This window comes from Burkholderia sp. Se-20378 (assembly GCF_017104665.1).
In the GTDB taxonomy this organism is placed as follows: Bacteria; Pseudomonadota; Gammaproteobacteria; order Burkholderiales; family Burkholderiaceae; genus Burkholderia; species Burkholderia lata.
In genome coordinates, this window is record NZ_JAAGPG010000198.1 from 1 (window position 1) to 14,480 (window position 14,480).

Genomic DNA, 14,480 nt, shown 5'->3' on the forward strand with positions numbered 1-14,480 from the left:
TCTGGTCGCGTTCGGCCGCGGTGCGCGCAAAGCCGGCCGCGAGGCGCTCGGCGGTTTGCAGGGCGTCAGGGGGCGCGGGTTCGTCGCGGGACGGCGCGACGACGCGCAGGCCTTCCGCGCGAGGCGATACGGAAATGGGTGTCATGGCGATGAATGCGTCGGGTTGCCGCACGAAAGCGGTCAGGTCGCATAGGGCGTTGCTGACCGGGTGCTGCGTGATCAGCAGAGTGTTCAACGTTTTGCGCAATGCAGGAAACATCGATTTCTGATAACCAATGCGGGAATGCTGCGCTGGACGCAGCCGGGCACGGAGATCTCGCGCAGCGCGGCGATCAGTTGCACGCAGCGCGACGATGCAGCAGCCATGTCGGCGCTATTGCAAGGGCGGGACGCGTCACGCTGGCACGTGAACGCGAAAAGCCGGCGCGAATGCATGCCAATGGACGCCGCGCACTTGCCGGAATCCGTGTCGAAGCGGAAAGGCGCGAGTGGCACACGCCGTGCTGCTGATCACGCAGCAGCGCATCAGCAGCGTTGTTTCCCCGAGTTCATCGCGTTGCGGAATATGGTTGTGATGCCGTGACTGGCACGCTTATCAACGTGGGGCGTTCGGTGGGAACGCCGTGACAGGCCGTCGATCGCGATGCATTTCGTCATGCAGACGATCGTTTTCCCTCTCGATGATCGAAATGGCACGCTCCTTGCTGACCCATGACGTGACGGGTGCGTCGGCACCCGACTCGACAATGGGAATGCAACCGATGAGCAATGCAATCAACGTGGTCGCGATATCGGGCGGCCTGCAACGACCGTCGCGCACGCTGGCGCTGACCGACGCGATCGTCGCGGCACTCGGCGCCGCGCTGCCGATCGAAACGCGGCTGATCGAACTCGGCGAGATCGGCGGCCGGCTGGCCGGCGCGCTGACGCGCGCGCAGGTGCCGGCCGACCTCGATGCGCAGATCCGCGCGATCGAGACGGCCGACGCGCTCGTCGTCGCGAGCCCCGTGTATCGCGCGTCGTACACGGGCCTCTTCAAGCACCTGTTCGACCTCGTGCATCACGAAGCGCTGATCGACGTGCCGGTGCTGCTCGCGGCGACCGGCGGCAGCGAGCGTCATGCGCTCGTGATCGACCATCAGCTCCGTCCGCTGTTCAGCTTCTTCCAGGCCCGCACGCTGCCGATCGGCGTGTACGCGTCCGAAAGCGATTTCGACCAGTACCAGATCACGAACCCGGCGCTGCGCGCGCGTATCGCGCTTGCCGTCGATCGCGCGGTGCCGCAACTGCGCCCGCATGCGCTTTCCGTCGCGGCCGCATAGGCGGGCTGCATTTTCTCTTCCGACCAGGACACACTCATGAGCCATACCGACCCTTCCGCCGACGGCGTCAAGTTCGCCTACTGGGTGCCGAACGTCAGCGGCGGCCTCGTCGTCAGCACGATCGAGCAGCGCACCGACTGGAGCCTCGAATACAACCAGCAGCTCGCACGCACGGCCGAGGCGGCCGGCTTCGAGTACGCGCTGAGCCAGATCCGCTTCACGGCCGGCTACGGCGCCGAATACCAGCACGAGTCGGTGTCGTTCAGCCAGGCGCTGCTGCATGCGACGACGAAGCTCAAGGTGCTCGCCGCGATCCTGCCAGGGCCGTGGCATCCGGCCGTGGTTGCGAAGCAGCTCGCGACGATCGACCACATCTCGAACGGGCGGGTCGCGATCAACGTCGTGAGCGGCTGGTTCAAGGGCGAATTCACCGCGATCGGCGAGCCGTGGCTCGAGCACGACGAACGCTATCGGCGCTCGAAGGAATTCATCCAGGCGCTGAAGGGCATCTGGACGCAGGACAACTTCACGTTCAAGGGCGACTTCTACCGCTTCAACGACTACACGCTGAGCCCGAAGCCGGTGCAGAAGCCGCATCCGGAGATCTTCCAGGGCGGCAGCTCGCGGGCCGCGCGCGACAACGCGGCGAGCGTGTCGGACTGGTACTTCACGAACGGCAATACACCGGAGAACCTGAAGGCGCAGATCGACGACATCCGCGCGAAGGCGGCGGCGAACAACCATCGCGTGCGCATCGGCGTGAACGCGTTCGTGATCGCGCGCGATACCGAGGAAGAGGCGCAGGCGGTGCTCGACGACATCATCCGGCACGCGCACGTCGAGGCCGTGCATGCGTTCGGCGATGCGGTGAAGCAGGCCGGCAAGGCGTCGCCCGAAGGCGAGGGCAACTGGGCGAAGTCGACGTTCGAGGATCTCGTGCAGTACAACGACGGCTTCCGCACGAACCTGATCGGCACGCCGCAGCAGATCGCCGAACGCATCGTCGCGCTGAAGGCGATCGGCGTCGATCTCGTGCTCGCAGGGTTCCTGCATTTCATCGAGGAAGTCGAGTACTTCGGCCAGCGCGTGCTGCCGCTCGTGCGCGAACTCGAGGCGCAGCGGCAGGCGGTGGCCGCGTAATACGGAGGCCGGCGCGCGGCGGGCAATCACGCGTGCCGCGCGCGGGCTGACCGAACGGGTGACGCCGACCATTCTTGCGGGTCATCCAGGTTTGACATTTCGGATATCGAAACAGGAGGTCGGCGGATGCTTCGTGGCACCGCCGGCCGATTCATGAGCTTTGCCGGAAATCACATGTCTACGGAAATCATCGAAGAAAGCGTACAACCGCAAGCGGGCGCCACGCCCGTTCCCGTGATCGCCTCGGATGCGGAGGCACTCGACGTCGCGCACCAGGTCGCGGCGCGACTGGCCGAGCACGCCGCGTTGCGCGACCGCGAGCGCAAGCTGCCGTTCGACGAGATCGAGCTGTTCTCGTCGAGCGGCCTGTGGGGCATCACGGTGCCGCGAGAGTACGGCGGCGCGGAAGTGTCGAACGTGACGCTCGCGGAAGTGATCGCGATCGTTTCGCAGGCGGACCCGTCGCTCGGCCAGATCCCGCAGAACCACTACTGCCTGATCGAGGACATCCGCCTCGAAGGCAGCGATGCGCAGAAGCGCTTCTTCTTCGATCTCGTCCTGAAGGGCACGCGCTATGGGAATGCGTTCTCCGAAGCGGGCGGCAAGAACGTGCTCGACATCCAGACGCGCGTGCGCCGCGACGGCGACGCGTTCGTGCTGAACGGCCGCAAGTTCTATTCGACCGGCACGCTGTTCGCGCACTGGATTCCGGTGCTCGCGCTCGACGATTCGGACCAGGCCGTGCTCGCATTCGTGCGACAGGGTGCGCCGGGGCTGACCGTCGTGGATGACTGGAGCGGCTTCGGGCAGCGCACGACCGCGAGCGGCACGGTGATCGTCGAGAACGTGCGCGTGAGCCCGTTCGAAATCTTCCACACGCAGCGTTCGTATGACCGCCCGACCTTCGCGGGCCCGTTTGCGCAGATCACGACCGCCGCGATCGATCTCGGGATCGCGCGCGCCGCGCTGCAGGACACGATCGCATTCGTGCAGCAGCATGCGCGCCCGTGGATCGACAGCGGTGTCGAACGCGCGAGCGAGGATCCGCTGACAGTCGCGCAGATCGGCGACATCGCGTACCGCGTGCACGCGGCCGAAGCGCTGCTCGCGCGCTCGGGGCGCTTCGTCGACGCGGCGAAGCGCGAGCCGGGCGAGGAAACGGTCGCGCAGGCCGCGATCGCGGTCGGCGAGGCAAAGATCGCGACGACCGAGGTGTCGCTGCTCGCGGCGAGCAAGCTGTTCGAGCTCGGCGGCAGCAAATCGACGCTCGCGAAATACAACTTCGACCGCCACTGGCGCAACGCGCGTGTGCATACGCTGCACGACCCGGTGCGCTGGAAGTATCACGCGATCGGCAACTACTACCTCAACGGCGTGAAGCCCGCGCGCCATTCCTGGAACTGACCGGATCGTGCCGGCGTATTCCCCGCAACGAAACATGAGCAAGGAAACCAGGTGGCCCACGCGGCGCCGTTTCATTCCTGACGAGATCAATCGATGAATCATCCAGCAAGCTCCGCGCAGGCACTGCCTGCGCACAATGCCGTGCCGCAGGCAGGCGGCCTGCGGCGCAACTACCTGAGCCTGCCCGAACTGATCGCGCAGTCGATCGGCCTCGTCGGCGTGTCGGGCGGGATCGGCGTGCTGATCCCCGCCGTATTCGCGACGGCCGGCAATGGCACCTGGCTTGCTTACCTGTTCGCGATCGTCGCGCTGCTGTTCGCGTCGTGGAGCATCTCGGTGTTCGCACGCGACTCGGCGTCGCCGGGCGCGCTGTATGCGTACGTGTCGGCCGGCATCGGGCCGGTCTGGGGCGCGATCTGCGGCTGGTCGCTGCTGATTGCCTATGCGGTGGCCGCCGCGGGCATCCTGCAGGGGACGATCAACACGTTTCTGGTGCTGGGCCGCGAGACCGGGCTGCTCGGCAGCGCGACGTCGCTCGGTGCCGTGCTCGGGCTGACGGTCGTCACCGCGTTCGCCGCGTGGTACATCGCGTTTCGCGACATCCGGCTGTCCACGCGCTTCACGCTGTTCGTCGAACTCGCGACGCTGCTGCTGATTGCCATCGTCGTGATCGGGACGATCGCGTTCGGCGGGCATCCGGTCGACCGCGAACAACTGACACTCGAAGGCGTGAAGCCGACGCAATTGCAGCTCGGGATGGTGCTCGCGTTCTTCAGCTTCACGGGGTTCGAGAGTGCGACGGTGCTCGGCGCCGAGGCGCGCGACCCGTTCCGCGCGATTCCGCGCGCGGTGCTGATCAGCGTCGTCGGGCCGGCCATCCTGTTCGTGATCGGCGCGTACGGGATGGTGAGCGCGTTCCACGGGCAGAAGCCGCCGCTCGATCAGGTCGACGGCCCGCTCGCGGTGCTCGCGCATCGGCTCGGGGCCGGCTGGGTCGGCGTGCTGATCGACGCGGGCGTGGCATTGAGTTTCTTCGCGGCGTTCTTCTCGTCGATCAATGCGGCGGCGCGGATCGTCTATACGTTCGGGCGGCAGGGCGTGCTGCATGCGTCGACGGGCCAGGCGCACGAGCGGAATGCGACGCCGCACGTCGCGGTGGCGCTGATCACGGTGCTGGCGCTGGCCACTGCGCTGGTGTTCACCGCACGCGGCACCGCGCTGCTCGATTCGTATGGCTATCTCAGCTCGATCGCGACGTATGGCTGGCTGCTTGCGTACGTGCTGGTGGCGATCGGCGCGCCGCTTTACTTGCGCCGGCAGCGCCGGCTGCGCGCGCGGCATGTGGCGATCAGCGTCGTCGCGGTCGTGCTGCTCGCGATTCCGCTGGCCGGCAGCGTGTATCCGGTGCCCGCGGGCGTCTATGCGTGGCTGCCTTATGTGTTCGTCGTGCTGCTGGCCATCGGGCTCGGGTGGTTCCTGGTGCTGCGCGTCCGGTTTCCGGAGCGGTTGCGCGAGCTGGAGGCGGAATTGCTGACGAAGTGACCGAGTCGCACCGACGGCGTGTTTCCTGCATGACGGCCGATGGGCAACGTTGCCCATCGGCCGCCTCCGTTTCAGTTCAGGGGTGCGCTTGCAGCATCACGCCGTCCCCGCCATCTTCGACGCATCGATCACCATCTGCACGCCGAGCCCGCCGAGGATAAGCCCCATCGCCCAGCGCTGCGCGAGCAGCAGCATCGGGCGCCCGTGCAGGAACTTCGCGATGCTGCTCGAACAGATCGCCACCAGCCCGTTCGCGGAAGCGAACGCGGCGATCAGCAGCGAACCGAGAAACAGCGATTGCCCGAGCACGCTGCCGTTCCGGTAGTCGATGAACTGCGGCAGCAACGAAATGAACAGCATCGCGAGCTTCGGGTTCAGCACGCTGGTCGTCGCGCCCATCGCGAGCAGTCGAAGCGGGCGCTCGCTCGGCAATGCCTGCACCTCGAACGGCGAGCGGCCGCCGGGCCTGACGGCCTGCCACGCCAGATACAACAGGTATGCCGCCCCGATCACGGCCAGCCCGCTGCCCGCATAGGGCACGCTCATGAACAGCGTCGTGATGCCGAACGCCGCGCCGAACATGTAGAACAGGTAGCCGATCATCACGCCGCCGAGCGAGATGAGCCCCGCCGTGCGTCCTTGCGCGATCGAGCGCGACATCACGTAGACCATGTTCGGCCCGGGCGTGACCGCGAGCATGCCGCCGATGACGAGAAATCCGTAGAGCGATCCGGACGTATGCATGTCTGTTGATTCCTGCAACGAGTGAGAGCTGACGGGATGCATTGTCCGGCCGTGGAGGTGAACAGTAAAACGGGATAAACTGAATCGATTAATCAGTTTTTCTGAATGCGATGAAAAAGCTCGACCTCGATGTGCTCGCGATGGTGGTGGCCGTGGCGGAATCCGGATCGTTCGCGCAGGGCGCGCAGGCCGTGCACCGGTCGCCGTCGGCGGTGAGCATGCAGATCAAGGCGCTGGAAGATGCGCTCGGCAAGCCGCTGTTCATCCGCGACACGCGCAACGTGACGCCGACCGACGACGGCACGATGCTCGCCGAATACGGCCGCCGGATGCTGGCGATGCGCGACGAGGCCTGGGCGTCGGTCGTGCGCCCGGAGATCCGCGGCCGCGTGACGATCGGCGTGCCCGACGATTACATCTCGTCGCTGCTGCCGCAGGTGCTCGGCAAGTTCGCCGCGATGCATCCGCGCGTGGAAATACGCGTGATCGGCCAGCCGAGCAGCGCGCTCGTGCCGATGCTGAAGGACAACACGGTCGACCTCGCGTGCCTCACGCGGATCAAGGGCGTGACCGGCGAGCTGATCCGGCTCGAACCGCTCGTCTGGGCCGGGTCGCCGAAGCGCAGCGTCTGGGAGGAGCGGCCGCTGCCGGTGGCTTTTTTCACGCACGGCGGCAGCGCGGCGCGCGATCACGCGGTCAAGGCGCTGAACCGGCGGAAGATCCCGTACCGGATGTCGTACGAAAGCCCGAGCCACCTCGGCCTGCTCAGCATGGTGGAGGCCGGGCTCGCGGTCGCGCCGCTGGCGCGCTGCTGCGTTCCGGATCATCTCGTGCAGCTGTCGGAAAGCCACGGGCTGCCGCCGCTCGGCGAAATAGAGGTCGTGCTCGCGCGCAGCGCGCAGTCCGCGCGCCCGCCGTGCGACTACCTGGCCGAGCAGATTCTCGGCGAATGGCGCACCTGAGCGGCCCGCCGCCGGCCGCGTTTCAGCACGACTTCAGCAGCCATTCGCGGAACGCGACGAGCGACGGCAGTGTCTCGTTCCCCGGCGGGTAGACGAGGTAGTAGCTGCGCTGGCTGGTGATCGCGTCGCCGATCGACACGAGCTCGTTGCGGCTCAGCTCGTCTTCCACCAGCACCTTCGGCACCAGCCCGATTCCCATCCCGGCCCGCACGGCCTGGATCAGGTGCGACGTGAGCTCGAAGCTCGGGCCAATGCGCATCTGCCGATGGTCGAGCCGATAGTGCGAAAACCATTCCGCCCACGCCTGCTGGTTGCTCGTCACGCCGAGCAGCGTCTGCTTCGCGGCCCACGCCGGCGTGCGCGGGTCGGCCTTGCGGCGGCTGCCGCTGCCCGTGTCGGGCGGCGCGATCGCGATCAGGAACTCGTTGTACAGCCGATGCGCGTGCAGGCCCGGCCAGTCGCCCGCGCCGACGGTAATGGCCGCATCGAGGTCGTCGTTGAGGAAATCGACGCCGCCGATCCGCGAATGAAGGTGCACGGTCACGCCCGGATGCGCGGTGTAGAAGTCGTGCAGGTGCGGCAGCAGCCACTTCGAGCCGAATGTGGGCAGCGTCGCGAGCCGCAGCGTGCCGGCGCCCGCCTGGTGCGACATCGCCTGCAGCGTCGCGCCGCGGATGCGCCCCAGCGCGCCGCTCAGCTCGGTGAAGTAGCGGCGCCCGACCTCGGTCAGCTTGACCGAGCGACCCTCGCGCCGGAACAGCGGCACGCCGAGCTGATCCTCGAGGGTCTGAACCTGCCGGCTGATCGCGCTCTGGCTCAGCGACAGCTCCTCGGCCGCGCGCGTGTAGCTTTCATGCCGCGCGGCGGCCTCGAACACCAGCAGCAGCGACATCGACGGGGTCAGGCGACGGTAATTCATGAGTTTTATGCAATATTCGCCGGAGCAGAATTCGTTTGTTTCTCGCGAAGTATCCAAAGATACTGGAATTCCCGGTCGCGTGGAAACTTGCTAAAAAATCATGTTTCGGCCACGCGAGCCGGCCGGTTCCACCCACACTGCCGCTTTTGCCCCATGTCGATCGCCTCGTTGCCCCGTCCCGCCAGCCCGCCCGCGCATGCGTACCGTGATTTTCTCGCCGCGCTGCAGGCCGCCGGATTCGCCGGGGAAATCCGCGCGGACCATGCGAACCGGACGGTGCAGGCCACCGACAACTCGATCTACCAGCGCCTGCCGCAAGCGGTGATCTGCCCCGCGCATGCGGACGACGTCCGGCTGCTGGCGCGGCTGCTCGCCGAGCCTGCGCATCGCGACGTCGCGGTGGCCGCGCGCGGCGGCGGCACGGGCACCAACGGGCAGTCGCTGACTGACGGCGTGGTCGTCGACCTGTCGCGCAACATGAACCGGATCCTCGAAATCGACGTCGAGCAGCGCTGGGTGCGCGTGCAGGCGGGCGTCGTCAAGGACCAGCTCAATGCGGCGCTGAAGCCGCACGGGCTGTTTTTCGCGCCGGAGCTGTCGACGTCGAACCGCGCGACCGTCGGCGGGATGATCAACACCGACGCGAGCGGGCAGGGCAGCTGCACGTACGGCAAGACGCGCGACCACGTGCTCGAACTCGATTTCGTGCTGATGGGCGGCGAGCACCTGCACAGCGACGCGCTCGCGGACGACGAGCTGGAGCGCCGCTGCGCGCGCCAGGACCGCATCGGCAAGGTGTACCGCACCGCGCGGCGCATCAGCGACGACAAGGCGGCGCTGATCGAAGCGAAGTTTCCGAAGCTCAACCGCTGCCTGACCGGCTACGACCTCGCGCACCTGCGTGAACCCGACGGCCGCTTCAACCTGAACAGCGTGCTGTGCGGCGCGGAAGGCTCGCTCGGTTTCGTCGTCGAGGCGAAGCTCAACGTGCTGCCGATCCCGAAATATTCGGTGCTGGTCAATGTGCGCTATGCGGGCTTCATGGACGCGCTGCGCGACGCACGCGCGCTGCTCGCACACCAGCCGCTGTCGATCGAGACGGTCGACTCGAAGGTGCTGATGCTCGCGATGAAGGACTTCGTGTGGAGCAGCGTGGCCGAGTATTTCCCGCAGGACGATGCTCGGCCGACGCTCGGCATCAACCTGATCGAATTCAGCGGCGACGACGCGGAGGACGTCGATGCGCGCGTGCGCGCGTTCGTCGACCATCTGCGCACCGATACGAGCGTGGAGCGCCTGGGCCACACGCTTGCGGCCGGCGACGATGCGGTGAAGCGCGTGTATGCGATGCGCAAGCGCGCGGTCGGCCTGCTCGGCAACGTGCAGGGCGAGGCGCGTCCGCAGCCGTTCGTCGAGGACACCGCGGTGCCGCCCGAAAACCTTCCCGCGTACATCGCCGAATTCCGCGCGCTGCTCGACGGCCACGGGCTGCAATACGGGATGTTCGGCCACGTCGATGCGGGCGTGCTGCACGTGCGGCCGGCGCTCGACATGAAGGACCCGAAGCAGGCGGCGCTGGTGCGGCCCGTGTCGGATGCGGTGGCCGAGCTGACGCAGCGGCACGGCGGCCTGTTGTGGGGCGAGCACGGCAAGGGCGTGCGCTCCGAATATGCGCCGGCGTTTTTCGGCGAGCTGTATCCGTCGCTGCAGCAATTGAAGGCCGCGTTCGATCCGCACAACCAGTTCAACCCGGGCAAGATCGCGACGCCGCCGGACCACACGATGCGGCTGCTGAAGATCGACGAAGTGCCGACGCGCGGCGACCACGACCGGCAGATCGACGAACGCGTGTGGCAGAGCTACGGCACCGCGATGCATTGCAACGGCAACGGCGCGTGCTACAACTTCGACCCGGACGATGCGATGTGCCCGTCGTGGAAGGCGACGCGCGAACGCGTGCAATCGCCGAAGGGGCGTGCGTCGTTGATGCGCGAATGGTTGCGCCTGCAAGGGCAGGCCGGCGTCGACGTCGTCGCGGCCGCGCGTGCGCGGCAGCCGTTCCTGAGCGGTCTTGCCACGCGCTGGCGCAACTGCCGCGCGGCGCGCGACGGCGAAGCCGATTTCTCGCACGAGGTGTACGACGCGATGGCCGGGTGCCTCGCGTGCAAGTCGTGCGCGGGGCAGTGTCCGGTGAAGGTGAACGTGCCGGAGTTTCGCTCGCGCTTTCTCGAGCTGTATCACCAGCGCTACCTGCGGCCGCTGCGCGACTACCTGATCGGCTCGCTCGAATTCACGATGCCGTGGATGGCGCGGGTGCCCGCGCTGTACAACGGGCTGATGCGGGCGGGATGGGTGCGCACGGTGCTGGAGCGGCACGTCGGGATGGTCGACAGCCCGCTGCTGAGCCGCTTCGATCTCGCGGCCGTGATCCGTCAATGGCGCGTGAAGCCGGCCGACCCGCAAGCGCTCGCCGCGCTGAGCGACGCGCAGCGCGCACGCAGCGTCGTCATCGTGCAGGACACGTTCACGCGCTATTTCGATACCGAGCAACTGGCGACGCTGATCGAGCTGGCGGCGCGCATGGGCTTTCAGGTGTGGCTCGCGCCGCTCGCGCCGAACGGCAAGGCGCTGCATGTGCAGGGTTTTCTGCGGGCGTTCGAGCAGGCGGCGATCCGCAATGCGACGCAACTGGCTGCGCTGGCGCGCTCGGGCGTCGCGCTGGTCGGCCTCGATCCGGCGATGACGCTCACGTATCGGCAGGAATACCTGAAGGTGACCGGGCTCACCGATGTGCCGAAGGTCGCGCTGCCGCAGGAATGGCTGCTGCAGGCGCTGCCGGAAGCCGGCGCCGGTGGCGACGGCGTGCCTATGTCATATCGGTTGCTGCCGCATTGCACCGAGAAGACCAATGCGCCCGACAGCGGCAAGCAATGGGCGCAGGTGTTCGCGCGACGCGGGCTGCGGTTGCAGGTTCAGGCGGCCGGGTGCTGCGGGATGTCGGGCACCTACGGGCACGAGGCGCGCAATCTCGCGACGTCGAAGACGATCTATTCGCAGTCATGGTCGGCGCACGTGGACGGGCCGGATGACGAAGGCGAGGCGCTCGCGACCGGGTATTCGTGCCGCAGCCAGGTGAAGCGGATGTCGTCGAAGCAGGTGCGCCATCCGTTGCAGGCGCTGCTCGATCACGTGCGGGTGGCGGGGTGAGGGTCGGGCGCGGCATGGCGCGTTGCCCGTGAGAGGACTTCCATTCCAGCGTCGAGCGGCAAGCTCCGTGCCGCTGTCGACGCATGCCTGCGCTCAGGCGTCGGGTTTCGCTGTCTTTCTGGAACGCGGCTTGTCCACCGCAGGAAACGTGCCGCCGCCGCGCGGCCGTTTCGGTTCGATCCGCATCTGCCGGATCACGCGCCGGAAATCGATCTCGTGCGCAGCCATCGTGCCGATCAGTTTCGCGATGACCGCGAGGTGGGACGGGACCGTGCCCTTGCTCGAATAGTTCGTGATCGAACTTTCGTTCATCCGGATCAGGCGGGCGAACTCGCGCGCCGTCAGCTGTGCCTTCTTCAACTCCTGTTGAAATTCCGCATACGCCATTGCACACATGATGCTTCGTCTCCGTGAATCAGAAATCGGCCCGCGCGGCGCCGGCGCCGACGGGTGGCGTCCCCGTCGTGCCAGCGCCGCGGCGGGTTACATCTTCACCTGGTCGACGAAGGTCTTCTTGCCGCTCTTGTAGCCGTAGATCGAGATGATCCCGTGCGTCAGGTCGCCCTTCGAATCGAACGTCGTCGTGCCGATCACGCCGTCGTACTTCGTCGCCGGCATCGCGGCGAGGATCTTCGCCGGATCGGTCGAGTTCGCGCGCTTCATCGCGTCGACCGCGATGTAGACCGCGTCATACGCGAACGGCGCATCGAATTTGATGCCCTGGTTGAAGCGCTTCTGGTACTTCGCGAGGAAGTCCGCGCCGCCCGGCATCTTCTCGAGCGCAGCGCCTGCCTGCGAGCACGTCACGTTGTCGGCCGCCGGGCCGGCCAGGTCGGCCAGCGAGTCGGTGCACACGCCGTCGCCCGACAGGATCTTCGCGCGCAGGCCGAGCTGCTTCGCCTGCTTCGCGAGCGGGCCGCCGGTGGCGTCCATGCCGCCGTACATGATCGCGTCCGGGTTCTCGCCCTTGACCTTGGTCAGAATCGCGCGGAAGTCGACCGCCTTGTCGTTGGTCGCGTCGTGCGACAGCACCTTCAGGCCGAGCGCCTTCGCCTTCTTCTCGAACTCGTTCGCGAGGCCCTGGCCGTACGCGGTCGAATCGTCGATCACCGCCACGGTCTTCACGCCCTTCGACTGCGCGTAGCTCGCGAGCGCCGGGCCTTGCTGCGCGTCGGTCGCGACGACGCGGTAGGTCGTCTTGAAGCCTTGCTGCGTGTAGGTCGGGTTCGTGGCCGACGGCGAGATCTGCACGATGCCCGCGTCGCTGTAGATCTTCGACGCCGGGATCGACGTGCCCGAGTTCAGGTGGCCGATGACGGCGACGACCTTGTCGTCGACGAGCTTCTGCGCAACCTGGGTGGCCTGGCGCGGGTCGGCCGCGTCATCCTGCGCATCGAGTTGCAGCGTGATCTTCTTGCCGCCGATCGTGAGCCCCTTCGCATTGATTTCCTCGACCGCGAGGCGTGCACCGTTCTCGTTGTCCTTGCCGAGGTGCGAGATGCCGCCCGTCGTCGGTTCGACGCTGCCGATCTTGACGACCTGGTCGGCCATCGCGGTCGATGCGGCCGCGAACGCGGCAGCAGCCAGTGCGACGGTGATCAGGGGTTTGCAGCGCATGCCGACAGTGCTTCGTTCCATCTGCCATCTCCGATTTGAATGTCTTTCTATTGACGTCTCGACCGGCCGACGGCGAGGTCGGGGCGATCGGACGAGTCTCCATACCCATCATGGGCTTCACTTGCATCGCGTCCGGCACCTCGACATGCCGCCCGGATGAGCGGGTGAATCGGGGCCTGAAACGGTGCAATTCATATGAATATATATGAAGCCGATTTTGCGCGCTGCAGCGAATCGCGTAGCGGGGCGGTCGGAGCACGGCCGGCGCCTGAAATTCGAAGGCGCCGGATGCCGGAAATCGTGCGCCGCGGCAGGCCACAGGCTGCGATTCGCTGTCGACGGCCTTACGGCCGCATCCATTATTCGGCCGGTGGCCGGGGCGAAGCCATGGACACTGATGTGCGGTCAATCCGGAACTGTTCGGTCGATTTGTCTGCACAGTTTGGACGATTTCGATTGCGCATCCGGTTGCGGGGTCATGCTTCATCGGGATCGATGTCCTCGTTTTAACGCAACTAACGGTCAAGTTCGGCAGCGTCGGTGAACTGGCGCGGGTCGACAGCCCGCGCGATGCATTCCGCTTTGCAGATGCCGGGGTTCGTCCCGCTCGTTTTGCCTGCGGATCGTCGGGCCGATCGCGCCGGCCCGACGTGGCGCCGGGTCTACGAACGTCCGCGCAACGCCACGAAGATCACGCCGGCGATCGCCAGCAGGCCGCCGCACACCGTCTCGATACCGGGCTGCTCACCCGTCAGCACCATCGACAGGACCGTCGCGACCGCCGGCGTCAGATAGAGGAAGTTGGCGGCGCGCGCCGCGCCGAAGTAGCCGAGCGCGAATGTCCAGGTCGCGTAACCGAGCGCGGCGGGGAAGATGCCGAGCGTCAGCACGGCCAGCGTCGTGTCGCGCGACCCGCTGCCCAGCGCCACGAGTGCACCCGGCAGCCAGGGCGAGAGCAGCAGCGCGCCGGCCAGCAGCGTGTACGCTGTGCAGGCCAGCGCGCCGTACACCGGAATCAGCCGCCGCTGCAGCACGAAATAGCTGGCCGAACACAACGCCGCGCCGAGAATCAGCGTGCTGCCGGCGCCGAGGACGAGGCCGCCCGGTTGCCCGCGCGCGATCACCGCGATGCCGGCCAGGCTGACCAGCGAGCCGAGCCAGCCCCAGCGATTGAAGCGCTCGCCCAGAAACACGGCGGCCAGCAGCGCCGTGAAGATCGGCAGCGTGTTCACGATGAAGCTCGCCGCGCCGGCCGAGACGGTCTGCTCGCCGGTATTGAGCAGCGCGTTGTAGAGCGCGATGCCGAGAAAGCCGCACAGCAGGAAGCGCAGTGCGTCGCCGCGTGTCGGTACGCGCGGCCGTCGCGCGATCAGCCACGCGATGATCAGCACGGCCGCGGTGGCGAAGCGCGCCGCCGCGAGCTGCAGCGGTGTGAGGCCATGCAGGCCGATCCGGATGAACGGGAAAGCGGACGCCCACGAAACGATCGTGAAGGCGACCGCGCCGGCCGCGATCAGCGGCTGCCGCGCATGGCGCGACGACGGGGTGGAGAGCGTGTTCATGCGGCAATGATGCGGCGTGGCAAGATGCTAAGCTAGCGCACAGATCAGCACGCAGATATGA

12 protein-coding genes and 1 pseudogene are annotated in these 14,480 nt (G+C 67.0%); 7 read left to right on the top strand and 6 right to left on the bottom strand.

The window, feature by feature from the left end:
* A pseudogene (locus G3N93_RS20650) lies at positions 1-259 on the bottom strand (monooxygenase); the annotation flags it as partial.
* Positions 260-283: 24 nt separating this feature from the next.
* On the opposite strand from G3N93_RS20650, the gene G3N93_RS20655 reads away from it, so the two are divergent.
* From G3N93_RS20655 to G3N93_RS20675, 5 genes are all read left to right on the top strand, one after another.
* Entirely contained in the window at positions 284-583 is a 300-nt protein-coding gene (locus G3N93_RS20655; protein ID WP_206133830.1) for a hypothetical protein, read from the top strand.
* 178 nt (positions 584-761) lie between these two features.
* Positions 762-1,322: an FMN reductase gene (msuE, locus tag G3N93_RS20660; protein ID WP_069250299.1), complete on the top strand. Its 561-nt coding sequence runs from the start codon at positions 762-764 to the stop codon at positions 1,320-1,322.
* A 36-nt stretch (positions 1,323-1,358) separates the two neighbouring features.
* Positions 1,359-2,462 carry a dimethylsulfone monooxygenase SfnG gene (gene sfnG / locus G3N93_RS20665; RefSeq protein ID WP_174943299.1) on the top strand — a complete coding sequence of 368 codons (1,104 nt, stop codon included), beginning with the start codon at positions 1,359-1,361 and terminating at the stop codon, positions 2,460-2,462.
* 174 nt (positions 2,463-2,636) lie between these two features.
* A complete protein-coding gene (locus G3N93_RS20670) occupies positions 2,637-3,866 on the top strand; it encodes an SfnB family sulfur acquisition oxidoreductase (protein ID WP_206133831.1) in 1,230 nt (409 codons plus the stop codon).
* Positions 3,867-3,959: 93 nt separating this feature from the next.
* A complete protein-coding gene (locus tag G3N93_RS20675) occupies positions 3,960-5,408 on the top strand; it encodes an APC family permease (protein WP_206133832.1) in 1,449 nt (482 codons plus the stop codon).
* A 96-nt stretch (positions 5,409-5,504) separates the two neighbouring features.
* On the opposite strand, the gene G3N93_RS20680 is transcribed toward G3N93_RS20675, so the two are convergent.
* On the bottom strand, positions 5,505-6,152 hold the full coding sequence (locus tag G3N93_RS20680) for a LysE family translocator (RefSeq protein WP_206133834.1): 648 nt from the start codon (positions 6,150-6,152) through the stop codon (positions 5,505-5,507).
* Positions 6,153-6,262: 110 nt separating this feature from the next.
* Here G3N93_RS20680 and G3N93_RS20685 point away from each other — a divergent pair, with 110 nt between their 5' ends.
* The gene (locus G3N93_RS20685) at positions 6,263-7,114 is read left to right on the top strand and encodes a LysR substrate-binding domain-containing protein (protein WP_206133835.1); all 852 of its coding nucleotides are present in this window, start codon (positions 6,263-6,265) and stop codon (positions 7,112-7,114) included.
* 22 nt (positions 7,115-7,136) lie between these two features.
* Here G3N93_RS20685 and G3N93_RS20690 read toward each other — a convergent pair whose 3' ends face one another.
* Positions 7,137-8,033 carry a LysR substrate-binding domain-containing protein gene (locus tag G3N93_RS20690; protein ID WP_174943285.1) on the bottom strand — a complete coding sequence of 299 codons (897 nt, stop codon included), beginning with the start codon at positions 8,031-8,033 and terminating at the stop codon, positions 7,137-7,139.
* Positions 8,034-8,186: 153 nt separating this feature from the next.
* On the opposite strand from G3N93_RS20690, the gene G3N93_RS20695 reads away from it, so the two are divergent.
* The gene (locus tag G3N93_RS20695; protein ID WP_206133837.1) at positions 8,187-11,240 is read left to right on the top strand and encodes an FAD-binding and (Fe-S)-binding domain-containing protein; all 3,054 of its coding nucleotides are present in this window, start codon (positions 8,187-8,189) and stop codon (positions 11,238-11,240) included.
* Between the two features lie 93 nt (positions 11,241-11,333).
* Here the strand turns inward: G3N93_RS20695 and G3N93_RS20700 are convergent, their stop codons facing one another.
* The 3 genes from G3N93_RS20700 to G3N93_RS20710 form a co-directional block, all read right to left on the bottom strand.
* The gene (locus G3N93_RS20700; RefSeq protein WP_174943279.1) at positions 11,334-11,636 is read right to left on the bottom strand and encodes an XRE family transcriptional regulator; all 303 of its coding nucleotides are present in this window, start codon (positions 11,634-11,636) and stop codon (positions 11,334-11,336) included.
* Between the two features lie 87 nt (positions 11,637-11,723).
* Positions 11,724-12,878, bottom strand: coding sequence for a branched-chain amino acid ABC transporter substrate-binding protein (locus G3N93_RS20705; RefSeq protein ID WP_011350378.1), 1,155 nt, complete (start codon positions 12,876-12,878; stop codon positions 11,724-11,726).
* Positions 12,879-13,519: 641 nt separating this feature from the next.
* Complete coding sequence (locus G3N93_RS20710) at positions 13,520-14,419, bottom strand: DMT family transporter (RefSeq protein ID WP_174945694.1); 900 nt, start codon at positions 14,417-14,419, stop codon at positions 13,520-13,522.
* Between the last annotated feature and the right edge of the window lie 61 nt (positions 14,420-14,480).